Annotated in this window: 25 protein-coding genes; 17 read left to right on the forward strand and 8 right to left on the reverse strand. The window is 73.6% G+C overall.

The genetic code is table 11. The features are described 5' to 3' along the window. Positions 1 to 14 precede the first annotated feature (14 nt). Positions 15 to 209 carry a hypothetical protein gene (locus ACIRD3_RS17415; protein WP_402216905.1) on the forward strand — a complete coding sequence of 65 codons (195 nt, stop codon included), beginning with the start codon at positions 15 to 17 and terminating at the stop codon, positions 207 to 209. Positions 210 to 296: 87 nt separating this feature from the next. Continuing rightward, the gene (locus ACIRD3_RS17420) at positions 297 to 1,703 is read left to right on the forward strand and encodes a PLP-dependent cysteine synthase family protein (protein WP_402216907.1); all 1,407 of its coding nucleotides are present in this window, start codon (positions 297 to 299) and stop codon (positions 1,701 to 1,703) included. Positions 1,704 to 1,710: 7 nt separating this feature from the next. On the opposite strand, the gene ACIRD3_RS17425 is transcribed toward ACIRD3_RS17420, so the two are convergent. Further along, the gene (locus ACIRD3_RS17425) at positions 1,711 to 2,424 is read right to left on the reverse strand and encodes a TetR/AcrR family transcriptional regulator (protein ID WP_402216910.1); all 714 of its coding nucleotides are present in this window, start codon (positions 2,422 to 2,424) and stop codon (positions 1,711 to 1,713) included. Positions 2,425 to 2,575: 151 nt separating this feature from the next. Here ACIRD3_RS17425 and ACIRD3_RS17430 point away from each other — a divergent pair, with 151 nt between their 5' ends. The 6 genes from ACIRD3_RS17430 to ACIRD3_RS17455 all read left to right on the forward strand — a co-directional run bounded on the left by ACIRD3_RS17430 (position 2,576) and on the right by ACIRD3_RS17455 (position 7,996). Continuing rightward, positions 2,576 to 3,640, forward strand: coding sequence for an ATP-binding cassette domain-containing protein (locus ACIRD3_RS17430; RefSeq protein WP_402216912.1), 1,065 nt, complete (start codon positions 2,576 to 2,578; stop codon positions 3,638 to 3,640). After that, a complete protein-coding gene (locus tag ACIRD3_RS17435; protein ID WP_402216915.1) occupies positions 3,640 to 4,461 on the forward strand; it encodes an ABC transporter permease in 822 nt (273 codons plus the stop codon). The genes ACIRD3_RS17430 and ACIRD3_RS17435 overlap by 1 nt, the downstream gene beginning before the upstream one ends. Positions 4,462 to 4,529: 68 nt before the next feature. Then, the gene (locus tag ACIRD3_RS17440; protein ID WP_402216918.1) at positions 4,530 to 5,516 is read left to right on the forward strand and encodes an aldo/keto reductase; all 987 of its coding nucleotides are present in this window, start codon (positions 4,530 to 4,532) and stop codon (positions 5,514 to 5,516) included. Between the two features lie 132 nt (positions 5,517 to 5,648). Then, complete coding sequence (locus tag ACIRD3_RS17445; RefSeq protein WP_402216921.1) at positions 5,649 to 6,317, forward strand: TetR/AcrR family transcriptional regulator; 669 nt, start codon at positions 5,649 to 5,651, stop codon at positions 6,315 to 6,317. A 160-nt stretch (positions 6,318 to 6,477) separates the two neighbouring features. After that, entirely contained in the window at positions 6,478 to 7,074 is a 597-nt protein-coding gene (locus ACIRD3_RS17450) for a DUF4188 domain-containing protein (protein WP_402217069.1), read from the forward strand. A 289-nt stretch (positions 7,075 to 7,363) separates the two neighbouring features. After that, entirely contained in the window at positions 7,364 to 7,996 is a 633-nt protein-coding gene (locus tag ACIRD3_RS17455; RefSeq protein WP_402216924.1) for a C39 family peptidase, read from the forward strand. A 47-nt stretch (positions 7,997 to 8,043) separates the two neighbouring features. Here ACIRD3_RS17455 and ACIRD3_RS17460 read toward each other — a convergent pair whose 3' ends face one another. Continuing rightward, positions 8,044 to 8,919: a hypothetical protein gene (locus ACIRD3_RS17460; protein WP_402216926.1), complete on the reverse strand. Its 876-nt coding sequence runs from the start codon at positions 8,917 to 8,919 to the stop codon at positions 8,044 to 8,046. 317 nt (positions 8,920 to 9,236) lie between these two features. On the opposite strand from ACIRD3_RS17460, the gene rpe reads away from it, so the two are divergent. Continuing rightward, on the forward strand, positions 9,237 to 9,920 hold the full coding sequence (rpe, locus tag ACIRD3_RS17465) for a ribulose-phosphate 3-epimerase (RefSeq protein WP_402216929.1): 684 nt from the start codon (positions 9,237 to 9,239) through the stop codon (positions 9,918 to 9,920). 297 nt (positions 9,921 to 10,217) lie between these two features. Further along, complete coding sequence (locus ACIRD3_RS17470) at positions 10,218 to 11,177, forward strand: pirin family protein (protein WP_402216932.1); 960 nt, start codon at positions 10,218 to 10,220, stop codon at positions 11,175 to 11,177. Positions 11,178 to 11,719: 542 nt separating this feature from the next. Here the strand turns inward: ACIRD3_RS17470 and ACIRD3_RS17475 are convergent. Beyond that, on the reverse strand, positions 11,720 to 12,169 hold the full coding sequence (locus ACIRD3_RS17475; protein ID WP_402216934.1) for an ATP-binding protein: 450 nt from the start codon (positions 12,167 to 12,169) through the stop codon (positions 11,720 to 11,722). Positions 12,170 to 12,521: 352 nt separating this feature from the next. Between ACIRD3_RS17475 and ACIRD3_RS17480 the strand changes: the two genes are divergently transcribed. The 3 genes from ACIRD3_RS17480 to ACIRD3_RS17490 all read left to right on the forward strand — a co-directional run bounded on the left by ACIRD3_RS17480 (position 12,522) and on the right by ACIRD3_RS17490 (position 14,568). Continuing rightward, positions 12,522 to 13,448 carry a hypothetical protein gene (locus ACIRD3_RS17480; RefSeq protein ID WP_402216936.1) on the forward strand — a complete coding sequence of 309 codons (927 nt, stop codon included), beginning with the start codon at positions 12,522 to 12,524 and terminating at the stop codon, positions 13,446 to 13,448. Between the two features lie 113 nt (positions 13,449 to 13,561). Then, the gene (locus ACIRD3_RS17485; protein ID WP_402216938.1) at positions 13,562 to 14,374 is read left to right on the forward strand and encodes a Scr1 family TA system antitoxin-like transcriptional regulator; all 813 of its coding nucleotides are present in this window, start codon (positions 13,562 to 13,564) and stop codon (positions 14,372 to 14,374) included. Further along, complete coding sequence (locus tag ACIRD3_RS17490; protein WP_402216941.1) at positions 14,371 to 14,568, forward strand: DUF397 domain-containing protein; 198 nt, start codon at positions 14,371 to 14,373, stop codon at positions 14,566 to 14,568. Before ACIRD3_RS17485 ends, ACIRD3_RS17490 begins: the two co-directional genes overlap by 4 nt. A 15-nt stretch (positions 14,569 to 14,583) precedes the next feature. Here the strand turns inward: ACIRD3_RS17490 and ACIRD3_RS17495 are convergent, their stop codons facing one another. Beyond that, positions 14,584 to 15,033, reverse strand: a complete 450-nt coding sequence (locus tag ACIRD3_RS17495) for an SsgA family sporulation/cell division regulator (protein ID WP_402216943.1) — start codon at positions 15,031 to 15,033, stop codon at positions 14,584 to 14,586. 490 nt (positions 15,034 to 15,523) lie between these two features. On the opposite strand from ACIRD3_RS17495, the gene ACIRD3_RS17500 reads away from it, so the two are divergent. Continuing rightward, positions 15,524 to 16,771, forward strand: coding sequence for a PucR family transcriptional regulator (locus tag ACIRD3_RS17500; protein WP_402216946.1), 1,248 nt, complete (start codon positions 15,524 to 15,526; stop codon positions 16,769 to 16,771). Between the two features lie 268 nt (positions 16,772 to 17,039). Next, complete coding sequence (locus tag ACIRD3_RS17505) at positions 17,040 to 17,939, forward strand: helix-turn-helix domain-containing protein (RefSeq protein WP_402216948.1); 900 nt, start codon at positions 17,040 to 17,042, stop codon at positions 17,937 to 17,939. A gap of 378 nt (positions 17,940 to 18,317) precedes the next feature. Here ACIRD3_RS17505 and ACIRD3_RS17510 read toward each other — a convergent pair whose 3' ends face one another. Together ACIRD3_RS17510 and ACIRD3_RS17515 are read right to left on the reverse strand one after the other, a co-directional pair. Beyond that, complete coding sequence (locus ACIRD3_RS17510; RefSeq protein WP_402216951.1) at positions 18,318 to 19,283, reverse strand: VOC family protein; 966 nt, start codon at positions 19,281 to 19,283, stop codon at positions 18,318 to 18,320. A 164-nt stretch (positions 19,284 to 19,447) separates the two neighbouring features. Beyond that, positions 19,448 to 20,284, reverse strand: coding sequence for an alpha/beta fold hydrolase (locus ACIRD3_RS17515; RefSeq protein WP_402216954.1), 837 nt, complete (start codon positions 20,282 to 20,284; stop codon positions 19,448 to 19,450). Between the two features lie 359 nt (positions 20,285 to 20,643). On the opposite strand from ACIRD3_RS17515, the gene ACIRD3_RS17520 reads away from it, so the two are divergent. Next, a complete protein-coding gene (locus ACIRD3_RS17520) occupies positions 20,644 to 21,369 on the forward strand; it encodes an alpha/beta fold hydrolase (protein WP_402216957.1) in 726 nt (241 codons plus the stop codon). A 61-nt stretch (positions 21,370 to 21,430) separates the two neighbouring features. After that, positions 21,431 to 21,985, forward strand: coding sequence for a Dps family protein (locus tag ACIRD3_RS17525; RefSeq protein WP_402216959.1), 555 nt, complete (start codon positions 21,431 to 21,433; stop codon positions 21,983 to 21,985). A 188-nt stretch (positions 21,986 to 22,173) separates the two neighbouring features. On the opposite strand, the gene ACIRD3_RS17530 is transcribed toward ACIRD3_RS17525, so the two are convergent. Both ACIRD3_RS17530 and ACIRD3_RS17535 read right to left on the reverse strand, forming a co-directional pair. Then, a complete protein-coding gene (locus ACIRD3_RS17530; protein WP_402216961.1) occupies positions 22,174 to 22,668 on the reverse strand; it encodes a DoxX family protein in 495 nt (164 codons plus the stop codon). Between the two features lie 30 nt (positions 22,669 to 22,698). Continuing rightward, positions 22,699 to 23,361 carry a hydrolase gene (locus tag ACIRD3_RS17535; RefSeq protein WP_402216964.1) on the reverse strand — a complete coding sequence of 221 codons (663 nt, stop codon included), beginning with the start codon at positions 23,359 to 23,361 and terminating at the stop codon, positions 22,699 to 22,701. Between the last annotated feature and the right edge of the window lie 134 nt (positions 23,362 to 23,495).

A 23,495-nucleotide genomic window follows, 5' to 3' on the forward strand; every position in this document is an offset into this window, starting at 1 on the left:
AACGGGGGAGGACCATGAACGACGACCGCGCCGCAACGGGCTTCGGCGGGTCGCTCGGCTCGGGCGGTCACTACTACTTCACGTTCCGGGCGCAGGGGACGGGCCGGACCACCATCACGCTGCACGACGGGGTGCCCGCCCACGGGGGCGGGAAGTTCGCCGGCGGGTCCGACCGGAGCGAACGGCAGTTCACCGTCGACGTGCGCTGAAGGCAAGGAGAAGGCCTAGCCGGGGGGTGGGTTGGGCAGGCTCGGGCGGAGCGTTCGTGCAGGACCGCACCGATGGAGGAGCCCGGGATGACCGCAGTGCACGAATCAGTCCTCGACGCGATCGGCGGGACGCCGCTGTTCCGCCTCGCGCGGCTCGGTGCCGGTGTCGGGGCGCCGGTGTACGCCAAGGCCGAGTTCCTCAACATCGGTGGCAGCGTCAAGGACCGTGCGGCGCTGTCCATGGTCCTGGCCGCGGAGCGGGACGGTCTGTTGCGGCCGGGCGGGACGATCGTCGAGGCGACGTCGGGGAACACCGGCATCGGCCTGACCATCGTCGGGCGGCAGCGCGGGTACCGGGTGATCGTCGGAGTGTCGGACCGGTCGGCGCCCGAGAAGTCGGACATCCTGCGGGCGTACGGCGCCGAGGTGGTGCTCGCCACCAGTGCCGTGGCGCGGGAGGATCCGCGGCACCTGTTCAACGTGGTGCAGCGGCTGGCCGAGGAGATCCCCGGCGCCTGGCTCGCGAACCAGTACGACAACCTGGCCAATCCTGACGCCCACGTCCGGACCACCGGCCCCGAGATCTGGCAGCAGACCGGCGGCCGGGTGACCCACTTCGTCGCGGGCGTCGGGACCGGCGGCACGATCACCGGCACCGGCGGCTACCTGAAGGAGGTGTCCGGCGGCGGGGTGACGGTGGTCGGCGCGGACCCGGAGTCCTCCACCTACGGGGGCGGGGACGGCAGCCCCTGGTTCGTCGAGAGCATCGGGCACTTCCTCCACCCCGAGACGGTCGAGGACCGCCGGCCGCAGGCCTACCGGCCGGAGACGGTCGACTCCTTCGAGCGGATCCCGGACCGCGAGTCGCTGCTGACGGCACGCCGGCTCGCGCGGGAGGAGGGCATCCTGGCCGGCCCGTCCTCCGGGACGGCGGTGGCGGCGGCCCTGCGGGTGGCGCGGCGGCTGGGCCCGGAGGACCTGGTCGTGGTGCTGCTGCCGGATTCGGGCCGCTCGTACCTGTCCAAGGTGCACAGCGACGCGTGGATGCGGGAGTGGGGCTTCCTGGAGGAGCCGGCGGAGGCCGGCCGGCCGGCGGTGCGGGAGGCGCTGGCGGCGGCCGGCCCGCTGGTGGTGGTTCCGGCCGACGCGACCGTCGGCGGGGCGGTGGAGGCGCTGCGGGACGTGCCGGGCGGCGTGGCCCCGGTGGCGCTGGCCCGGGCGGCGCGCCCGTTCGGGGTGAGTGCGACGGAGGTGGTGGGCTCGGTGTCGCGGGAGGTGCTGGTGGCGGCGCTCGCGGACGGCGGTGCCAAGCCGGGCGATCCGCTGGGCGCGCTGCTGGGGGCGGCGCTGCCGGCGGTGGGTGTCGGGCAGTCGGTGGCCGAGGCGCGGGCGGCGTTGGCGGGCGGGGGCCGGGGCGCGGCGCACCCCGCCGTCCTGGTGCTGGTGGACGGACGGGTGGCCGGGGTGCTGTCGCGGGAGGCTCTGTCGGAGTGACGGTCCGTCAGGCGTCGTTCGCGGGCGCCAGGATGGCGGAGATCATCCGGTCCAGGGTGCGGTCGAAGGCCTGGTCCGGGTCGGCCGGCGGGCCTGCGGTGGCGAAGGCCTGGGCGAGGTGCGGGTAGTCGCCGCTCATCGCCGCCCGGGTGAGGTAACCGACCATCTCCGCCTGCCACTTGGCGCCCGCGGCGGCCGTCCGCTCGTACTGGGCGAACTGGCAGATGAACCCGTTGAACAGGGCCATCGCCTCCATCCGGGCGCCGCCGGCCAGGCCGGTGGGGGCGGTGGCGGCGAGGAAGTGGTCGGTGTAGCGCAGGGCGTTGGGGCCGATGCTGGGGCGGGCCAGGACGAGTGCGGGCAGCCAGGGGTGGCGGCGGAAGATGCCGAGCTGCTGGTGGGCGAGTTCGGTGAGGTCGGCCCGGACGTCGCCGCTGGTGGTGGCGGGTAGCCGGTACTCGGCGGCGACCGCGTCGAGCATCAGGTCGAGCAGGTGCTCCTTCTTCGGCACGTAGTTGTAGAGCGACATGGTGCCCGCGCCGAGCGCCGCCGCGACCCGGCGCATGGAGACCGCGTCCAGGCCCTCGGCGTCGGCGATCCCGATGGCCGCCGCGGCGATGGAGTCGCGGCTGTGGGCCGGGCGCGGGCCGCGGCCGGTGCGCTCGGGGCGCAGCCAGATCAGTTCGGGGGCCTCGGGGGGCGTGGGCTTGCTGGACGGCACTGGAAGATCACCTCGCGCTCCCCATCTTAGAGACGCGCCCCCGCTCACCGCCGCGCGCCGGCGCCCCGCTCCCTTGGACACGTACACCGTACGTAGTACGATGCGCCTGCGCGCACTTCTACGTACGCTGTACCTAGAGAAGGGCAGAGACATGTCCGACACCACCCGGCCCGACACCACCCGGCCCGCCATCGAGATGGCGGGCGTGGCGAAACGGTTCGGCGCCACCGAGGCCCTGCGCGGCCTCGACCTCACCGTTCCGGCGGGCACCGTCTGCGGCCTCCTCGGTCCCAACGGCGCCGGCAAGACCACCGCCGTCCGCATCCTCGCCACCCTGGTCGCCCCCGACCGCGGCACCGCCAGGGTCGCCGGGCACGACGTCGTCCGCGCGGCCGAGGACGTCCGGCGCTCCATCGGTCTCGCCGGGCAGCACGCGGCCGTGGACGAGGGCATCACCGGGCGCGACAACCTCCAGTTGTTCGGCCGGCTGCACCGGCTGGGCGCCCGCCGCGCCCGGGAGCGCGCCGACGAACTGCTCACCCGCTTCGGCCTCGTCGACGCCGCGGACCGGCTCGTGCGCACCTACTCCGGCGGCATGCGCCGGCGCCTCGACCTCATCGCCAGCCTGGTCACCAGCCCGCCCGTGCTCTTCCTGGACGAGCCGACCACCGGGCTCGACCCGCGCAGCCGGCAGGAGATCTGGGAGACCGTCAAGGAGTTGAAGGACGGCGGCACCACCGTGCTGCTCACCACCCAGTACCTGGAGGAGGCCGACCGGCTCGCCGACGACGTCGTCGTCGTCGACCACGGCGCCGCCATCGCCACCGGCCCACCGGACCGGCTCAAGGCGGCGATCGGCAGCCAGGTCTCCGTCACCCTGGCCGACCCGGCGCAACTCGCCTCCACGGCCGTGGTGTTGTCCGCGCTGTCGGGTGGCGACGCGCGGGTGGACGTCGCCGAGCGGACCGTCACGGTCGTGACCGCACCCGGGGTGTCCGTCCTGCTGCCCTCGCTGGTACGGGAGTTGGACGGATCGGGGGTGGTCGCGCAGGACGTGGCGGTGCGGGTGCCGTCCCTGGACGACGTGTTCCTGGCGCTCACCCACCGGCCCGGCCAGCCCGGCCGGCCCGGCCAGCCCGGAAGGCCCGGCCGGCTCGCCGACGGTCCGAACGGTGAGCCCACCGGTGACCGCGCCGGGGCGGGGAGGGCCGCCTGATGTCCACCGTCGCGTACGCCGCCCGGCGACCGTCCGGCGCGGGTCGGCTGTTCCCCGACACCTGGACGTCGATGCTCCGCGTCCTGCTCAACTACCGCCACTCGCCAGGCCTGTTGGCCGCCTCGCTGGGTGTCCCGGTGGTCATGGTGGTGGTCTTCGGGTACGTCTTCGGCAGCGCCATGCGGGTGCCGGGCGGCGGGGACTACCGGGAGTTCCTGATGCCCGGGCTGTTCGCCATGGTCGCCACCAACGGCATCATGCCGACCATGGTCGGCGCCGCCCGGGACGTCGGGCGCGGGGTCACCGACCGGCTGCGCTCGATGCCGGTCTCCCGGACCGGCCTGCTGCTCGGGCAGACCCTCGCGGACCTGCTGGTCAGCGTGGTCGTCCTGGCACTGCTCGCCCTGGTCGGGCTCGCCGCGGGGTGGCGCGCCCGGCACGGGCTCGCCGACACGGCCGGGGCGTTCGCGCTGCTGCTGCTCTTCCGCTTCGTGATGACCTGGGTCGGCACGCTGCTCGGCCTGGCCGTCGGCAAGGAGGAGGCGGCCGGCCAACTCGCCGTCGTGGTCTTCCCGGTCGCGATGGTCACCAACGCGTACGTGCCCACCGGCGGCATGCCCGGCTGGCTGCGCTTCGTCGCGGACTGGAACCCGGTCAGCTCCGTCGTCCAGGCGTGCCGGGAGCTCTTCGGCAACCCGTCGGCGCCCGGTTCCGCCTGGCCGACGCAGCACGCCGTGCTCGCCGCACTGCTCTGGAGCGCCGTGCTGCTCGCGCTCTGCCTGCCGCTCGCGGTACGGAAGTTCAGCACGCACGGGCGGTGACCGGCGGCTCCGGCACGCCCGTGGAATGTGCTGGACAGCGGGGCCGGTGTGGTCTTGGGTGGGGCGCCATGGAGTACACCCACCTCGGCCGCACCGGCCTGACCGTCTCCCGCCTCTGCCTCGGCACCATGAACTTCGGCCCGCACACCGAAGAGGCCGACGCCCACCGCCTGATGGACACCGCCCACGACCACGGCATCAACTTCTTCGACACCGCCAACGCCTACGGCCGCGACAGCGAGGGCAACCTCAAGGGCCGTACCGAGGAGATCATCGGCCGCTGGTTCGCCCAGGGCGGCGGCCGCCGCGAGCGCACCGTCCTCGCCACCAAGGCCTACGCCGACATGACCGACTGGCCCAACGGCGGCAAGCTCTCGGCGCTCGCCATCCGCCGGGCCGTGGAGGCCAGCCTGCGCCGGCTGCAGACCGACCACATCGACCTCTACCAGATGCACCACATCGACCGGGCCACGCCCTGGGAGGAGATCTGGCAGGCGATGGAGGTCCTGGTCGCCCAGGGCAAGATCATCTACGTCGGCTCCAGCAACTTCGCCGGCTGGCACATCGCCCAGGCCCAGGAGGCCGCCCGCTCCCGCCACTTCCTCGGCCTGGTCAGCGAGCAGTCCCTCTACAACCTGCTCGACCGCACCGTCGAGCTGGAGGTCATCCCCGCGCTCCAGCACTACGGCCTCGGGCTCCTCCCGTGGTCCCCGCTGCGCAGCGGCCTGCTCGGCGGCGTCCTGCGCAAGGAGCGCGAGGGCACCCGCGGCCGCAGCGCCCTGGGCCACGCGAGCGAACTCCTCGCCGAGCACCGCGACCGCATCCAGGCCTACGAGGACTTCGCCGACGAACTCGGCACCCACCCCGCCGACCTCGCCCTCGCCTGGCTGCTCTCCCGCCCGGCCGTCACCGCCCCCATCATCGGCCCGCGCACCCCGGCCCACCTGGACGCGGCGCTCGGTGCGCTCGACCTGCAGCTCGACCAGAAGACCCTGGACCGCCTCGACGAGCTCTTCCCGGGCCACCGGCCCGCTCCGGAGGACTACGCCTGGTAGGTGGCTGCGCCCGGGAGGTGGCTGCGCCCGGGAGGTGGCTGCGCTGGTAGGCGGCGCGGCTGTCGCGGAGGCTGCCGGCCCCGTCCCCCGATGGAGGGGGGCGGGGCCGGCGGCTGTGGTAGCAAGACAGGCATGAGCGAGACGAAGGGCCGGGGGGCGTACCACCACGGGGCCTTGCCGGAGGCGTTGATGGCGGCGGCGTTCGAGGTGCTGGACGAGCAGGGGCAGGCGAAGGTCAGCGTGCGGGAGGTCGCGCGGCGGGCGGGGGTGTCGGCGGGGGCGCCGTTCCGGCACTTCGCCGACCGGGAGGCGCTGTTGACCGCGTTGGCGGACCGGGTACTGGCCGACCTGATGCGGTGGCAGGAAGCGGAGGTGGCGGCCGCCGGGTCGGGCGGTGGGGCGAGTGCCGAGTCGGGCGGTGGGTCGGGCGGTGGGTCGGGCGGTGGGTCGGTGATGCGGACGGTCGGGCTGGGGTTCGTGCGGTACGCGATGCGGCATCCGCGGCGGTTCGAGCTGGTGCGCTCGCGGGTGTTCACGTCCGCGCGGGAGCCGGAGCTGCGGGAGCAACTGGACGGGATCGACCGGGCGTTGACGGACGTGGTCGTCGCGGACCAGGAGGCGGGCCGGCTGCGACCCGGGGACCCGGCGCTGGTCAGGCTGGCCGGGCAGGCGCTGGTGTACGGGCTGGCGCAGATGATCGTCGACGGCTACCTGCCGCCGGAGCGGGCAGAGGAGCTGGCCGGGCAGGTGCTGGACACCTTCGGGCAGGGCATCGCGATGGCCAACCGGCCTGCTCCGTAGCCGAATTGTGGCGGCGGCGAGCCTTGACCGGGTCATCGGGCGCTGATGTAATCACCGATTACATGGGTGCGGGCAGGGGGAGGCCGGGATGCACACGGAGAGCACGCCCGTCGGGGCGGAGAGCACGCCCGGTGGGTCGGAGGGCGGGTCCGTCCGCTCGATGTTCGCCAAGCCGCTGCGGGGCTACACCACCGCCGCCGCCACCGGCGACACCGTCGTCCTGCTGATCGGCATGCGGATCAACCGGTTCTGGGCCGTCCACCACTGGGGCCCGGTGATGTTCGCGATGTTCCGGATGCTCTGGGAGCTGCGCCGCGGCTCCGAGCGCGGCCGGGAACGCGGCCTGCTCGCGCGGGTCCTGCTCACCGCCTCGCCGCGCACCTACTACGTCGTCCAGTACTGGGAGTCCAAGGAGAAGCTGTACGGCTACGCCACCGCGCCGGACGGCTTCCACCACACCGTGTGGGGCATCGCCAACCGCAAGCTGCGGGAGGGCAAGGCGCGCGGGCACGTCGGGCTCTGGCACGAGACGTACATCGCCCCGGAGGGCGGGTACGAGTCGATCTACTTCGACATGCCGCCGTTCGGGCTGGCCCGCGCCACCGGGGCGGTCCCGGTGGAGCAGCGCGGCCGGCACGCGGCGCAGCGGCTGGCCTACCGGTCCAGCGAGACGGGCGGGGCGGGCGACTCGGCCGGCGCCGGGAAGCGACTCGGGGAGACGGCCGTCGGGGACGGGGCGGGCGCGACGGGCGCGTAGGTGGCGGTGGCGGGCGGCGAGTCGGGCCCCATCGTGGCCGCGAGGTAGAGCCACGGGGCGATGACGATCAGGGCGCCCGCCGCCAGGACGGTCAGCAGGCCCAGCAGTACCTTCGCTCCGGCGTTCATCGGCGTTGCCTCCCGGGCCTCGGCCCTCGGTCGTCCTCGGTGCGCCCGGTCGTTCTCCGCGGCGTGATCACGTTAGGGAAAGCCGCAGGTCGGACGCCTGAGTACGGGTACTCAAGTGTGTCGTGAGTCGGTCGGTCGCCGCGGCGTGAGAGCGTCGGGGGATGGCGGACGAGGTTGTGGTGCACGAGGTGCCGTACCGCGCGCAGTGGGAGTCGCCCGAGCTGGTGCGGGAGATCGTCGACGGGCGGCTGAGCGCGTCAGCGGACCCGCGCTGGGGCGAGTCCGGGGCGGCCGACCCCGAGGAGTACGCGTGGTGGTCGTGGCGGCTGTGCGGGGTGGCCTGCCTGCGGATGGCGCTGGAGCACTGGTGGGGCGTGACTCCGACGGCGATGGCGCTCGCGGGTGAGTGCATGGCGGCAGGCGCGTACGTGCGGGACGGTGAGAACCTGCGCGGGCTGATCCACCAGCCGTTCGCCGGCTACGTCCGGCGGCGGTGGGGACTGGCGGCGCAGGCGCGGGAGTTGACGCCCGAGGAGGTGGCCGCCGAGGTCGCCGGCGGGCGGCTGGTGATGCTGTCGGTGCACCCGTCGATCCGGGAGCCGGGCGGGCCGGCACCGGTGCGGCGCGGCGGGCACCTGGTGCTGGCCGTGGGCGCCACGGACACGGCACTGGTGATCCACAACCCGTCCGGTTTCCCGGGGGAGTCGCAGGCCTTCGCGCGCGTGCCGTGGCGGTCGTTCGGGGCGTTCTACGCCGGGCGGGGGATCGTCCTGGGGCCGCCGCCCGGCGTCTAGGTCGGCTCACCGTCGGGCCTGGGGGTGACGGCCGGCCCGGGCCCCGCTTACGGCTGTGCCGGGGCCTCGGTGTACGGCTGGTCCGGAAGCCCCGCCGGGTTGACCGGCAGCTGGCTGCGACACAGTGCCGACATCGGCTTCAACGCCGCCGCCAGTCGGTCGAGTTCGGCGCGCGGGTAGTCCTCCCAGACCCGGGCGGCGGCGAGGTCGGTGGCGGCCTCCAGGGACTGGTGGCCCATCCGGCCGAGCTCGGTGAGGGTGCCCCGCTCGGTCAGCCAGCCGCGCTCGACCAGGCGCTCCACGGCCGCCTCCCACTCGGCGTCCGTCCACCCGCGCAGCGGCTGGATCATCTCCCGCCGCATGTCCATCGCGCACCGGACCACCAGCGCCTCGCAGCCGTCCAGCCCGGCCGCCACCAGCGCGGCCACGTGGCCGTCCCCGCGGTGCTCGCGCATCACGGTGGCGGCCTGCCAGAGCCGCTCGTACCGGCCGCTGGTCGGTGGGAGCGCCGCGTTGGCGGCGGCCAGCACCCGGCCGGCGCAGTCCAGCCGGGACGCGGCCCGCTCCAGGGTGTCCGCGACCAGGTCGACCTGCTCCGGGTCCACGTGCTCCAGCAGCCGGGCCAGCGTCGCCGCCGAGCCCTTCAGCCGGGCGGCCAGCGCCTCCTCCGGGCTCGCGTGCGTCCACACCTCCGGCAGCGCGCGTTCCACCATGGCGGGGGCGAAGGTGAAGAAGGCGGCGACCACCGGCGCCGCGTCCACCGCGCCGAGCGGGGCCGAGCGGCTCGCGAAGTAGCCGTGCAGCCGGCCGTGCAGCCCGGCCTCCTCGAAGGCGGCGCGTCCCTCGGGCTGGAAGTAGGTGACGGCGTGCACCGGCTCGAAGAGCCACCACAGCGCGCGGGCGGGGTGGACGAGATCGGTCATCGGGAGACCTTCCTCGGACGGAGCTCCGGGTGGGAGCGGGAGCTCGGCTGGTCGGGACGGTCCGGCGGGTGCCGTGGCGGCCCGTGGTTCGGGACGGTCCGCGGGCGTCGTGGCGGCCCGTGGGTGGGGGCGCTCCGGCGGGTGCGTGGACCGCTCAGGGCTGATGACCACGGCGACGGCCCCGGTAACCCCGGCGGGGATGTGATGACGGTCACTCGGGGGTCACCCGTGTGCGGGCGGCGGTGGTACGGCGCGAGATGATGGGGCGAGGTGCCCGCTCCCGGGGCGCCCCAGCCCTCATGTGAAGGTAGTCGGTCATGGCCCAGATCAACCCCAGCATCCTGTCCGCGGACTTCGCCCGGCTCGCCGACGAGGCCGAGGCCGTCCGGGGTTCCGACTGGCTGCACGTGGACGTCATGGACAACCACTTCGTGCCCAACCTGACCCTGGGCGTGCCGGTGGTCGAGTCGCTCGCCCGCGCCACCGACATCCCGCTCGACCTGCACCTGATGATCGAGGACCCGGACCGCTGGGCCCCCCAGTACATCGAGGCCGGCGCCGGCTCGGTCACCTTCCACGTCGAGGCCGCGGCCGCGCCCGTCCGGCTCGCCCGCGAGATCCGCGCCAAGGGCGCCCGGGCGTCCATGGCGCTCAAGCCCGGCACCCCGATCGAGCCGTACGAGGACCTGCTGCCCGAGCTCGACATGCTGCTGATCATGACCGTCGAGCCCGGCTTCGGCGGCCAGGCGTTCCTGGACATCATGCTGCCGAAGATCCGCCGCACCCGGGAGCTGATCGCCAAGCACGACCTGGAGCTGTGGCTGCAGGTCGACGGCGGCGTCTCCGCGAGCACCATCGAGCGCTGCGCCGAGGCCGGTGCGGACGTGTTCGTGGCCGGCTCGGCGGTGTACGGGGCGGAGGACCCCGCGGAGGCGGTCCGCAAGCTGCGGGAGCTCGCCGACCAGGCGTCGGCGGACGCGTGGTGGGCCTGCCGGCACTGAGCCGGCGCGGACGGCTCGGGCCTGGGCGGGCGGCCTGGGGGTTGGGCGGCCGGCCTGGGCCGGGTGCGCACGGCCGGGTGCGCACGGCCGGATGGTCGGCGCCGGGGTGCTCAGCGCCGGGCGCCGGCTGGTGGGGCGCCGGCTGGTGGGGCGCCGGATGGACGGGCGCGGGTGGAGGAACACCGGGCGGTGCCGGATGATCGGTGACGGAGCCCTCTCCGCCCGGCGCCCCTCGGCCCGGCCCCTCTCGGCCCGGCTCTCTCCGCCCGGCCCTCCTCGTACGGTGGTGGAACCGCGATGAGTAACCTCGACCTCAAGCCCGCCCCGACCACCTGCGGCCGCGAGGCCAGCCCCGGCCCGGTGAAGGATTTGCTGACGCCGCGTCAAGTGCCGCTCGGAGGAAGCACGGTGGTCCGCCGCCTGCTCCCCAACCTGGGCCGCCGGATGGTCGGCGCCTGGTGCTTCGTCGACCACTACGGCCCCGATGACATCGCCGCCGAGCCCGGCATGCAGGTCCCGCCGCACCCGCACATGGGCCTGCAGACGGTCAGCTGGCTGCACGAGGGCGAGGTGCTGCACCGCGACAGCCTCGGCAGCCTGCAGACCGTCCGGCCGTACGAACTGGGCCTGATGACCTCCGGCCGGGCGATCTCCCACTCCGAGGAGTCCCCGCGCCCGCACGCCCGCTACCTGCACGGCGCCCAGCTCTGGGTGGCCCTCCCGGAGGCCCACCGGCACACCGCCCCCGCCTTCGAGCACCACCCCGACCTGCCCGTCGTCACCGCCCCGGGCCTGCGCGGCACCGTCATCCTCGGCACCCTCGACACCGCCACGTCGCCGGGCACCACCCACACCCCCCTGGTCGGCGCCGACCTCGCCCTCAGCGAGGGCGCGGACCTCCGGATCCCCCTCGTCCGCGACTTCGAGTACGCCGTCCTCGCCATGTCCGGCCGGGCCGACGTCGACGGCGTCCCCGTCGAACCCGGCTCCATGCTCTACCTCGGCTGCGGCCGCCCCGACCTCCCCCTCCACGCCCACACCGACGCCGCCGTCCTCCTCCTCGGCGGCGAACCCTCCGACGAGAAGATCGTCATGTGGTGGAACTTCATCGGGCGGTCCACCGAGGACATCGCCCAGGCCCGCACCGACTGGATGACCGGCACTCGCTTCGGCACCGTCCACGGCTACGCCGGCGACCGCCTCCCCGCCCCGGAGCTCCCCGCCCTGCCCCTGAAGGCGCGTGGGCGGGAGCGCTGAGGCGGGGGAACGCGGTCTCGTGCGTGCACGACCGTCATTCGCCATGCGTGGGCGGTCAGAGGGTGGGGGGGTCGTCGCATCGCGCGTTCTCGTGCAGCCGGCCACGGGGACGGGTCCCGGGGATGGGCTCACCCGGGCGCTTCCTGTCTGCGGCCGACCGGCTTGGCGTCGTGACGTGTCTCAGGGCGTGAGAACAGCCTTCAGGAGGGTCGGCTCGCCGGGCCGGACGATGTCGGCGCCGTGTGTTCGGGGGACCGGGCCGCGGGCCCGGGACAGGCGAGGGGAGCGCTGGTCGTCCGACGTCGCTCCAGTACCGGTCCGGGGTGACGCGGACGAAGTGCGGCTTCGGGTGGCCGCGCTGCTCCTGCGCATCAGGAAGTCGTGCATGTTCTGCGCGCCGGCCCGGCTCTTCGAGCGGTCGACGCGCTGGGACAGCCAGTCACCGCCCGCGTCCTCGCTTCGCCCCCAGGCATATACGTACGGTCATCCTGCTGGCCGGTTCGTCCGGGGGTGGGAACGATCCCATCGACTGTGCTGCGGGTCTACCGTCGCCGGCACTCCGCCCAGACCGTCTTGCCCGGGGCTGCCGAGCGCGGGGAGGTACCCCAGCCGTCGGCGAGGGCGGCGACCAGGAGCAGGCCGCGGCCGGACTCCGCGTCGGCGGGCGGGGCCGGGGGAGCGGTCGGGGGAGTCCGTTCGGCGCGGGTGTCGGACACCTCGATGCGGAGGGCATCGGGGTGCTCGGCGAGCCGGACGGCGAAGTCCCGGCCGGGGACGCGGCCGTGGCGGACGGCGTTGGCGGCGAGTTCGGCGGTGATCAGGGTCAGGGTTTCGTTGAGCGGGGAGTCGTAGCCGTACCCCCAGCCGTCGAGGCGGTGGGAGACGAGCCGGCGGGCGAGCCGGGCACCGCGCGGGGTGGAGCTGAACCGCATGGCGAACTCCCGGAGGGGAGTGGCCGCTTCGGGAGTGCTGGGGTTGTGCAGGGATGTCATGGGCAGGAGCGTGCCGGGCGCGGAGAGGCCGTGACCAGCGGCGACGCGCGTACGGCCGGGCCGTGTACGGCCGGTGGGCAGCCGTGTACGCGGGTGTCGAGGAGGTCCTTCCGGGTAGGCCGCGGGCATGGGAACGAAGGTGTACGACCAGCGGGTTCTGACGCTGATCGAGGTGCGCGGCGGTGCGCGGGACTGGCGGAGGCCGAGCCTCTCAAGTTGACGGCACGGCAGGTGCGGCTGATACCGGCGGAGTCCGGTGCCGTCTGTGGTGGAGCGGGCTGAGGCGGGCGGTTCGCGGATTCGGGGGCGGGGGGTGGTCACCGCGTGCTACCGTCCGGCTACAGATCAATAGATGACCCCGGCGGTGCTGGAACACCCCGGGGTCAGGCACAAGGAACAAGGCCTCCTCATGCACGTGCACTTTATCGCGCCCGAACGCTATGTACGGGCGTCACACGAGATCGTCCGCCACCCCCGTCTGCGGGCCACGGCGAAGACGCTGCTGCTGTGGGCACTGTCGCTGCCGCCCGGCAGCCGGGACACCGTCCTCACCATCGGCAAGCGGATGCCCGAAGGGCGCACGGCGATCGCCCGCGCGCGGGCCCAGCTGATCGAGGAGGGCTACCTGCACGTGCGGCGCTCCCAGCACCCGACGAAGGGCACGTGGACGACCCGCGTCCTCGTCAGCAGCGTGCCGCTGACGGAGCCGGACGAGATCGAGGCGGCCTGGCGCGGTTCGGTCCGAAACCCGGCACTCGGTGAGGGGGAGGGTCGGGAGGTCGGCACTTCCCCCAAGGAGGAGAAGAGAGAGGGGAACACCTCCTCCCTCGTGGGGTCGGTCGAGGGGGAGGCGGCCGGGCTGCTCGGTCGGTTGACCGCCCGGGACCGGCGGTTGCGGTTGGGGGTGGCTGAAGTCCTCGATCTCGCACCGCTGGTGGCGGACTGGCTCGCCCGGGACCCGGACGTGGGGCGGCTACGGGAGGCACTGTTGGGCGGTCTGCCCACGCATGTCCTCGCGCCGGCGGGCTTCGTGCGAGCACGCCTGGAGCGGCGGATGCCGGGGGCGGTCGTCGCCGCGCCTGACGCTGCCGCCGGTGGTATGGGGGAATGCGCGCGTTGCGCGGATCCGGTGCCGGGTGGCGGCGTGATCTGCGGACGCTGTAGGGGCGTTGCGCCTCCTCGGGTCGGGCCGGATGTGGCCGCGGCCGAACGCAACCGCCGAGGCGCGGAACGCGCGCGCGGCCTGCTGCGCGGTGCGGTGGTCACGGCAGCGGCATAGCCGGGGTGAATTCGCAGGATTCCGGGCGCACCGGCTGGTTGCGTTCCGTAGGGTTCCGCTAGCCGATCGTGGGCGGATGTCCGGGTGGACTTGGTGGGCCGGAGGTGGTCGACATGGCGGAACAGGACGACGGGGCAGGCCTTCTACGCGCCTTCGGACGGCAATTGAAGCTCCTGCGGGAGCGGGCGGGGCTGTCCCGGGCCCAGTTGGGTGCCCGGTTGGGGTACGGCGAGGACCTGATCGCCTCGGTGGAGCTCGGGCGGAGAATCCCCCGGCCCGAGCTGATCGACAGGGCGGATCACGAGCTGAACGCGGGCGGCGTGCTGATCGCGATGAAGGACGAGGTCGCCCGTGCCCGGTACCCCGCGTTCTTCCGGGACGCCGCCAAGCTGGAGGCGGAGGCGGTGGAGTTGCATGCTTACGACGCTCTTGTGGTCAACGGCCTGCTGCAGACCGACGAATATGCGCGTGCCGTCTTCTCGATGATGCGACCACCGTTCGATGATGACCTCATCGAACAGCGAGTGAGCGCCCGCCTGGCACGCCAGAGCCTCTTCGCCAAGCGGCCCGCTCCCACGTTGAGCTTCGTCATCGATGAGTCGGTGCTCCGGAGACCCATCGGTGGTAGCGGTGTACAGCGTGGCCAGCTGGAGCAGATTCTGCTGATCGGCCAACAGCGGAACGTGGAGATTCAGGTCATGCCGCTGCACCGGAAGCAGAACGCCGGGCTCGCAGGGCCGTTCACCTTGATCGAGACGAAGGATGGGCGCAGGATCGCCTACGTCGAGGTGCAGAACGTGAGCCATGTCCACACGGAGCGGGACAAGGTCCGTGGGTTGGAGGTCAAGTACGGAATCCTCCGCGCTCAGGCGCTCACACCTCACGAGTCCCTGGAGTTCGTCGAGAAGTTGTTGGGAGAGCCATGAAGGCTGATCAATCCCCTATCGCGTGGGTCAAAAGCACTTACAGCAGCGAGGAGGGCGGACAGTGCGTAGAAGTGGCGCTGACAGGGGCTGTTGTCCACGTCCGTGACTCGAAGGACCCGGACGGGCCGGTCCTCCGCATCGCGTCCGCTGGTTGGGCGGCGTTCGTCCGGTTCGCCTCCGCGAGTCAGGTCTGACCGGAGGGTCGCCCCTCAGGCCTGCGCGTCACCACCGAGCTGGCGGGGCGGGGTGGACCAGTCGAGGAGGGGGCCTTCGGAGCCGGGGGGTACCAGGGGGAAGGTCTCCCGGCGGAGCCAGCGGCGGACTTGGCGGGAGGGGAGGTCGAGGAGGACGACGGCGCCGTGGCCCCGGAGCATGATGCGCAGGTGGGGGCGGCCGTGGCAGGGGCAGGGCGGCCAGATGCGGACGTCGCCGAGGCCGCTGGGTTTCTGCAGGCCCTCCCAGAGGAGGTCGCGGGCGAAGCGCCAGACGCCTGCTTGCGCGGCCGGCCCGAGGAACTCCAGGGCCACGGCGAGGGGGTCGTCGCTGCGGTAGCCGAGGCGCACCGGGACGTCGACGGAGTCGCGCTCGCCGAGGACGAGTCCGGCGTCGAGGAGGAGGTCGGTGCTGGTGGCCTCCGGAAGGGGGTGGTGGGTGGGCACGGGTTCTCCTGGGTGGTGCGGGGCGAGTGCCGGGGCCGGCGGCCCCTCGGGCGTGGGGGAAGGCCGGCCGGTCGGGTGCGCGGGGGCGGGGCGGGCCGGTGCTCTCGCCCCGGCCCCTGGGAACTGCCGGGGAACAGGGGGAGGCGGAGCCGCTCCCCAGGCTAGGGAGCGGTGGTGGGGGAGCTGTTCCGGCGGTGCACCGCGATATGACGATCCGTGCACCGTTCGTCCGGGGTGCGGGGCGGGGCGGGGGTTGCTCCGCGTCGTGGGGGTGGGACCGCCGGCGGGAGGGGCTCCTGGTAGGTGATGGAACGTCAATCCCAGTGCGAGAAAAGCAGGTTGGTGCGGCCGCTCTCCTCGGACCGGGGTTGTCGGGCGCCCCGTGCGGGTGTGATCCGGGCGTGTCGCGACCCTCGGTTCCTCGGTTTGTCGCAGGCTTGTCCGCCCGGTTTCGCCCAATGTATCAATGCCCCCCGGGAGGCAATTGATCATGAAGAGGTGGAGCCGGCGTGCGCGTCCGGGAGGCGAGGCGCTCCAGTCCCTGGTGGACGGCCTGGCCGAGGAGTTGGGGCGGTCCGTCGTCCTCGACGACCCGCTGGTGCGGATGATCTGCACCAGTCGGCACTTCGGGGACGAGGACCCGGTACGGGTCCGCACGCTGCTGCAGGGCATCGCGGACGACGAGGCCATCCGCTACGTGCTGGCGCAGGGGGTCGCCCGGTGGACCGGCCCGGGAGTCCTGCCGGGCCGGGACGACCTGGGACTGCGGCCGCGCTACTGCGTCCCGATCCGCGAACGGGGTCACCTGCTGGGCATCCTGATGGTCGTGGCGGCGAAGCCCCTCACCCCGGCCGACACCGAGGCCATCGACCGGGCCGCCCGCGCCGTGGCCGCCGAGATGTACGCCGAGCGGCTCGCCTCGGACGCCGACGAGGAGCGCACCCGCCGGCTGGTGCACCACCTGGTGGGCTCGGAGGTGACGCTGCGCTGGGCGGCGCACCGGTGCCTGCTGGACGAAGGACTGCTGCCGGCCGGCCCCCACGCCGTGGTCACCGGCGTGGCCGTCGCCGGGCAGCGCGGGCCGTCCGGGCACGTCTCGGTGGCGCTGCGCGGCGCGCTCGAACCGTTCCGCCGGACCCGTACGGCCCGCGGCCTGGCCGCGGTCGACCAGGACCGGGCGGTCCTGGTGCAGGTCTTCGAGACGGAACCGACGGACGAGGACCTGGACCTGCAGTCCCGCGGCATCGTCCGCTCCCTGCGGACCTTCCTGGACGCGGACGCGGTCCCGCTGGTGGGCGTGGGCGGACGCCGCACAGGCCTCGCCGACGCGTGGATCTCCCACGACCAGGCCAGGGTGGCTCTCCGGGCGGCCCGTCGGCTGCCCCGGCTGGAGGGCATCGGGGACTGGGAGCGGCTCGGGGAGTACGCCGTCCTCCTCCAGCTGCCCGACAGCGCGCTCGACGGGGCGCTGCTGCCCAAGCCGCTGCGGCGCCTGCTGGACGGCGGGGGCAACGCCCGGCTGGAGGAGACCCTGCGCTGCTTCCTGGAGAACGCGGGCTCGGTGCCCAGGACGGCGGAGGCCCTGGAGGTCCACCGCACCTCGCTGTACTACCGCCTGCGCCGGATCCAGGACATCACGGGCCTGGACCTGGACGACGGCGCGCACCGACTCGTCCTCCACCTGGGACTGCGGCTGTGGGACCTGCTCCAGGAGCCCGGGGAGGGGCACCGGCCCTGACCTGCGGCGTCGGGGGCCGGGAGGGGGGTGCCGTCCTTGCTACAGAGCGAGGAAGCTCCGTCGGGCAATCCCTACGCCGGTCGGTGGTCAACGGGCCCGGGACGTCGCCAGAATCATCCGTACGAGCTGCCGCTCATCCCCCGGAGACCCGCTGGTCCCGGACCTCCCGGACGGACCTGAACGAGCCGTCGCCCGAAGCGCAGCCGTGCATCCCCAGCACCTATCGAACCGGTCGGAGCCTTCCGTGATCCCGTCGGGTCCCTCACCCATGCCCGAAACCGCGTACCACCCGCAGCCGCATGACCACGTCGACCACGTCGACCACGTCGACCACGTCGACCACGCCGACGACGACGGCGGCAACGGCGGCAACGGCTGCATCGACGTCCTCGCCCCGCCGCCCGGGGGCGACCCCGAGGACTGCCTGTACGTCGTGCTCCACATCCACGGCGCGGCCTCGGTCCGCCGCCACGGCGCCAGCACCGCACTCGCCCCCGGGGACCTGCTGATCGGCACCACCCCGCACCCGGCAGGGCTGCTGCAGGACGCCGGGTGCCGGATGGTCCGGTTCCGCGTCCCCTGCTTCCACCTCGGGGTCCGGCACGGCGACGTCCGGCGCACCGGCGGCCTGATGGCACGCGGGAACGAGGGCATCGGCTCGCTCGCCTCCCAGTTCCTGCGCACCCTCGCCACCCAGACCCGCGCCCACCACGCCCGGCCCGGCAACCACCTCGCGCGCAGCGTCTCCGACATCGTCGCCGTCCTGGTGACCGAGCTGCTCCAGCAGGAGAACCCCGAGCACCAGACCGGCGCCGCCGAACTCCTGACCCGGCTCCGCGCCCACATCGAGGAGAACCTCGCCGACCCGGACCTCTCGCCCGAGTCGATCGCCCGCTCGCAGCACATCTCGGTGCGCTACCTGCACAAGCTGTTCCAGCAGGACGGCACCACCGTGGGCCAGTGGGTACGGCAGCGACGCCTGGACACCTGCCGCCGGGAGCTCGAACGACCCTCCCGCCGGCAGACCAACGTCGCCGCCGTCGCCCACCGGTGGGGCTTCGTCAGCCACTCCCACTTCAGCCGGGCGTTCCGCGAGGCGTACGGGGTCTCGCCCCGGGAGTGGCAGGCGTTCGCGGCCCGGGGTGGGATCCGGGACACCGCGTCCTGACCGGGCCGCGTGCCCCGGACCCGGTCCGCGTACGGCGGGTCTGGTCCCGGTGGCACCCGAGGAGCAGCCCCGCACCCCGCCCGGCGCGGCCGTCGCGGACGAGCACGACGGCCGCGCCGGGCGGGGTGCCGCACGCCTCCGGCGTCGTGGCCGTCTCCCGGCCGACCCCGGGCGCGGGGCTCGCCCCCGGGCTGTCCGGTCGGGGGCGGTGGGATGGAAGGGCAGAGGGGGGCAGGCGGTGCGGCCGCGTGGGGGTGCTGCGCTGTGGCGGCGGGTGCTCGCCCCCGGGACGGTGAGCGGGGGAGCCGGGTGTGCCGGTGGGCGGCCAGGCGGGGAGGGGCCTGGCCGCCCGGTGGCGACCGCGGAGCGGGGGGTGGATCAGTGGTCGGTGTGGAGCTCCGCGGTGTAGCCGCCGGGGAAGCGGACCATGGCGCTGTCGCGGCCGCCCGTGCGGACCGGGCCGGACAGGACGGTGGCGCCGGCCGCGGTGGCGCGCTGGAGGGTGGCGCCGAGGTCGGGGACGCCGTAGCCGGTGAGTTCGGTGCCGTAGGGGTGGGGCAGGTGGCCGTCCGTCACGGTGACGACGGTGGTGCCGAAGCCGGAGGTGAGGCGGATCAGCCGGTAGGTCGTGCCGGGCAGGCCGATGGCGGAGCCGTCGGCGCGGTGGTCGTCGGAGACGATGCGGCCCTGGGTGAAGGCGAGGTAGCTGCGCAGGAAGGCGCCGACCGAGTCCGGTGAGAGGTAGAGCCGGTTCTCCGGCACGCTCGCCAGGGCGGGGTAGGACGGCGGCGTGGTGTGCACGTAGAGCTGGGCGTTGATCCCGCCGGGAAACTGGATGACGGCGTCCCGGCCGATCGGGTCGGCGAAGGGGGCGACGGTGACGGCCGCGCCGTCGGCCCGGGCGGCGCGGACGGCCTGGTCGAGGTCGGTGACCAGCCAGCCGGTGCGTTCGGCGCCGAAGGGGTACGGGACGGGCGTGGTGTAGTCGAACACCGACAGCGTGCCGACCGGCGAGACCACCAGCTCGGACAGCGTCCGGCTGGGCGTGGGCGTCACCTGGGTGGAGACCGGCCCGATCGTGGTGCCGCCGAAGGTGGACGTCCAACTGGCCACGAATGCCTGCTCGGTGCCCGGCGCGACGTACACGTGGGTGGAGTCGTACTGCGGGCCGACGGCGAACTGCCGGTGCGTGCCCCGGGCCGCCGTGGCCTGGGCCGTGCCCGAGGTCGCGCTCTGGGCCGCGTTCTGGGTCGCGTTCTGGGTCGCCGAGGCGACGGGAACCGCGGTCAGCGCGGCGATCGCCGTCACCAGCGGGACGATGCGGCGGGCTAAGCGGAGCTGCACGGGTGACCTCCTGGTCGTAGTGCGCGCCCGGCGCCCGCTGGACGCGGGCGCCGGGCGCGGTTCCGTGGGACGGACGTACGGATATATGGACAGACAGACAGACAGACGTACGGACGTGCGGATGGACGGACGGCCGCGGACGGGGGCGCCGCGGCCGCCCGGGTCTACTTGGCCAGGAAGGCCAGCAGCGCCGCGTTGACCTCCTCGGCGTGGGTCCAGAGCAGGCCGTGCGGCGCGCCCTCGATCTCCACGTACTCGGCGGAGGGCAGGGCGCGGTGGAAGGGCCGCGCGGTGTTCTCGGCCGGCAGGATGCGGTCGGCGGTGCCGTGCAGGATCAGGGCGGGCACGTCGATGCGGGGGATGTCGGCCCGGAAGTCGGTGTACCAGGTGGTCGGCGCGGCCGACGCGGCGTAGGAGCCGCCGGCGGCGGCGGTGTTCCAGCTGTTGCGGACGGACTCCTCGCTGATCCGGGTGCCGAGGTTCTCGTCCAGGTTGTAGAAGTTCTGGAAGAAGTCGCTGTAGTAGGCGTACCGGTCGGCCTTCACGGCGGCGACGATGCCGTCGAAGAACTCCTGGGGGGCGGCGCCCTCCGGGTTGTCGTCGGTCTTGAGCAGGTAGGGCTCCAGGGAGGCCAGGAAGGCGACCTTGGCGACCCGCTCGGTGCCGTACGCGGACACGTAGCGGGCGACCTCGCCGGTGCCCATGGAGAAGCCGACCAGGACGGCGTCCCGGAGGTCCAGGGTCTCCATCACGGTGTTGAGGTCGGCGGCGAAGGTGTCGTAGTCGTAGCCGGTGGTCGGCTGCGAGGACTGGCCGAAGCCGCGGCGGTCGTAGGTGATGACGCGGTAGCCGGCGTCGAGCAGCGCGGCGCTCTGACGCTCCCAGGAGTGCCCGTTCAGCGGGAACCCGTGGATCAGGACGACCGGCTGACCGGTGCCGTGGTCCTCGTAGTAGAGGTCGATCGAGGTGGAGTTCTCCTGGCCAACGGTGATGTACGGCACGGGTGTTCGTTCCTTTCGGACAGCGGTGTCGCGGTCTTGCGGTGCCGCGGTGTCGCGGTGAGTGGGCCATACGTTAGGCGCGGCCTCGGAGGGCCGATGTCCTGTGAGAGCACACGGTGTCGTCCGAGAGTGCCGAGGAGGTTCCGGTGGCCGCCGGAAGGCCCGACGGCCCGATGGCCCGATGGCCCGACGGCCGGACCGTCGGACGGCCGGATGGGGTGCACGGACCGGCTGCCGGCGGTGCGCCGTCGGAACAGGCGGCGGGCCCGGGCCTTCCTAGGGTGAGGCCGCCCCGCGCCGCGTCGGAGCCCGGAGCGGCGTGGGTTCCCCGACCGACTCGACGATTTCGAGGACCAGTCATGACGACGAACGAGACGCCCACCGTCGTGCTCGTGCACGGCGCCTTCGCCGATGCCTCCAGCTTCGCCCGGGTCGTCCCCGCGCTGCTGGACGACGGGCTGGAGGTGGTGGCGCCGGCCGTGCCCAACCGCAGTCTGATCGGCGACTCCGCCTACCTGGCCTCGGTGGTGCGGCGGATCCCCGGCCCGGTGGTGCTGGTCGGCCACTCGTACGGGGGCGCCGTGATCACCGTGGCGGGCGCCGAGGAGAACGTCAAGGCGCTGGTGTACCTGGCCGGTTACGCGCTGGAGGAGGGGGAGAGCCTGGGCGAGCTGCAGGGCCGCTTCCCCGACTCCGAGCTCGCCTCCGCGCTGGTGTACACCCCGTACCCGCTCGCCGAGGGGGCGGGCGAGGGCACCGACGTCTCGGTGCAGGTCGACCGCCTCCCGGCGATCTTCGCGGCCGACGTCGACCCCGAGCTGACCCGGGTCCTCGCGGTCTCCCAACGGCCGCTCGCCGCGGCGGCGTTCGGCGAGGCCGCGAGCGCCGCCGCGTGGCGGACCACGCCGTCCTGGGGGATCGTCGCCGCCGCCGACCGGACCATCAACCCCGAGGTCCAGCGCTTCGGCTACCGGCGGGCGGGCACGACCACGGTCGAGGTCGACTCCTCGCACCTGGTCATGCTCTCCCACCCCGGCCTGGTGGCCGACGTGATCCGCGAGGCCGTCCGGTCCGTGCGCGACTGACCGCGCCGAAACCCCTTCGTTCCCCACAGAGTTGTCCCCCCGAGAGCCCCAGGAGCACCGCATGACCAGCCAGCCGCGCCTGCACCAGCACGGCGCCGAGATCCAGGAGTTCGGCACCGTCACCCAGCTGCCGATCGCACTCTCCCACGACACCCGCCAGTACTCCGCCCAGCGGCTCAACCGCGTCCTCGCGGACACCCAGTTCCTGTACGCGCTGTACAAGAAGTACCACTGGGGCATGCGCGGGCCGACGGCGTACCAGCTGCACCTGCTCTTCGACAAGCACGCCCAGGAACAGCTGGAGCTGGTCGACGCGCTGGCCGAGCGGGTGCAGATGCTCGGCGGTGTGGCGGTGGGCGATCCGCGCCACGCCGCTCAGATCACGGGCGTGCCGCGTCCGCCGGACGGGATCGAGGACGTGCGGTCGATGCTCTCACGGCTCCTCGACGCGCACGAGACCGTCCTGGCCGAAGCCCGCGACGCCGCCGCCCGCACGGCGCGGCTCGGCGACGACGGCACCCAGGACCTCCTGGTCTCCCAGATCATCCGCACCGGTGAGAACCAGGTCTGGTTCCTCGCCGAGCACCTCGTGGTGCTTCCCGAGCCGGGGGCGTGACCGGTGGGCCGGGTCCGTCCTCGGGCGGGCCCGGCCGTGGCCGGACGCCTTTCCTCCTCCCCGGCTTTCCTCCTCCCCGGCTTTCCTCCTCCCCGGCTTTCCTCCTCCCCGGCACCGGGAAACGGCTCGGGCCCCTGGACACCGTCGTGTCCAGGGGCCCGAGCCGTTCGGGGATCCCGCCGCTGCCGTCAGGGCCGGTCCGGGGCCCGGTGCAGGGCGAGCCGGGTGGCCAGGCCGCCGCCGACGCCGGCGAGGACGGCCACCGGCAGCCACCACAGCGGCCAGTGGGTGATGCCGAGGGCGTGGTCGGCCGACCATCGGCCGGGGCCGGTGGCGGCCAGCACCGCGCCGATGGTGATCAGGACGAGCGGGTACTCGTACCCGTCGTGCTGCACCCACAGCCCGTGCGGCCACTTGACCGTCAGGGCGACGGTCATCACCCCCATGGCACCCGCGCCGGCCAGCGGGGTGAGCAGGCCGAGGGCCAGCATCAGCCCGGCCCCGATCTGGGTGCCGCCGGCGGCCAGCGCGGTGAGCACGCCACCGCGGAAGCCGTCACCCCGGAACTCGGCGGTGCCGCCCTCCAGTCCGGCGCCGCCGAGGTGGTGGCTGACCTTCTGGACGCCGTGGCCCGCGATCAGCAGACCGGCGACCAGGCGCAGCAGGAGTAGACCCGTGTTCATGTCGGACTCCGTGGGGTAGCGCGTGGGCCGTCAGCCGGCGGCGTGCGGGTCGATCATGGACTGGGCGTAGACGATGCCCAGGCCGTACGCACCGCCGTGCTCCTTGACCAGGTCCGTCACCGGGACGTAGGTCTCGGCGCGGGCCCAGTCGCGCTGGAGCTCCAGCAGCACCTGCACCCAGGTGACGGGCACGGCGCCGGCGGCGGTCATCCGCTGCAGGGCGTGCTCGTGGGCCCGGGGGCTGACACCGCCGGAGGCGTCGGCGACCACGTACACCTCGTAGCCCTGCTCCAGTGCCGACAGCGCCGGCAGGACCAGGCAGACCTCGGTCCACAGTCCGGACAGGACGATCTTGTTGCGGCCGGTCGCCTTGACGGCCTCGACCAGGGCCTCGTCCTCCCAGGCGTTCATGCTGGTCCGGTCGATCACCTCCTGCTCGGGGAAGACCGCCCGCAGCTGGGGGAGGAGCGGGCCCGAGAAGGACTCCGCCGCCACGGTGGAGAGCACCACCGGCACGTCGAAGATCTTCGCGGCCTTCGCCAGGCCGACGGTGGAGTTGATGACGGCGGTACGGTCGCCGCTGCCGGTGCCGAAGAACATCTGCGGCTGGTGGTCCACGAACAGCATCATCGCGTTGTCCGGGGTGAGCAGGTCGGGGCTCGGGGCGGCGTGGACCCGGTCGAGGTCGAACACGGTTCTTCTCCTTCTGGTGGATGCGGGAATCCGCGGGGGGAGCTCATCGGCAACGTGTCTGTGGGAAAAGCACTGTGACGTGCCGTCAGTTCACGCTCCCGGAGAGCCCGGGGCGGTACATCGACGACGTTAAC

Source organism: Kitasatospora sp. NPDC093550, assembly GCF_044764985.1.
GTDB lineage: Bacteria > Actinomycetota > Actinomycetes > Streptomycetales > Streptomycetaceae > Kitasatospora.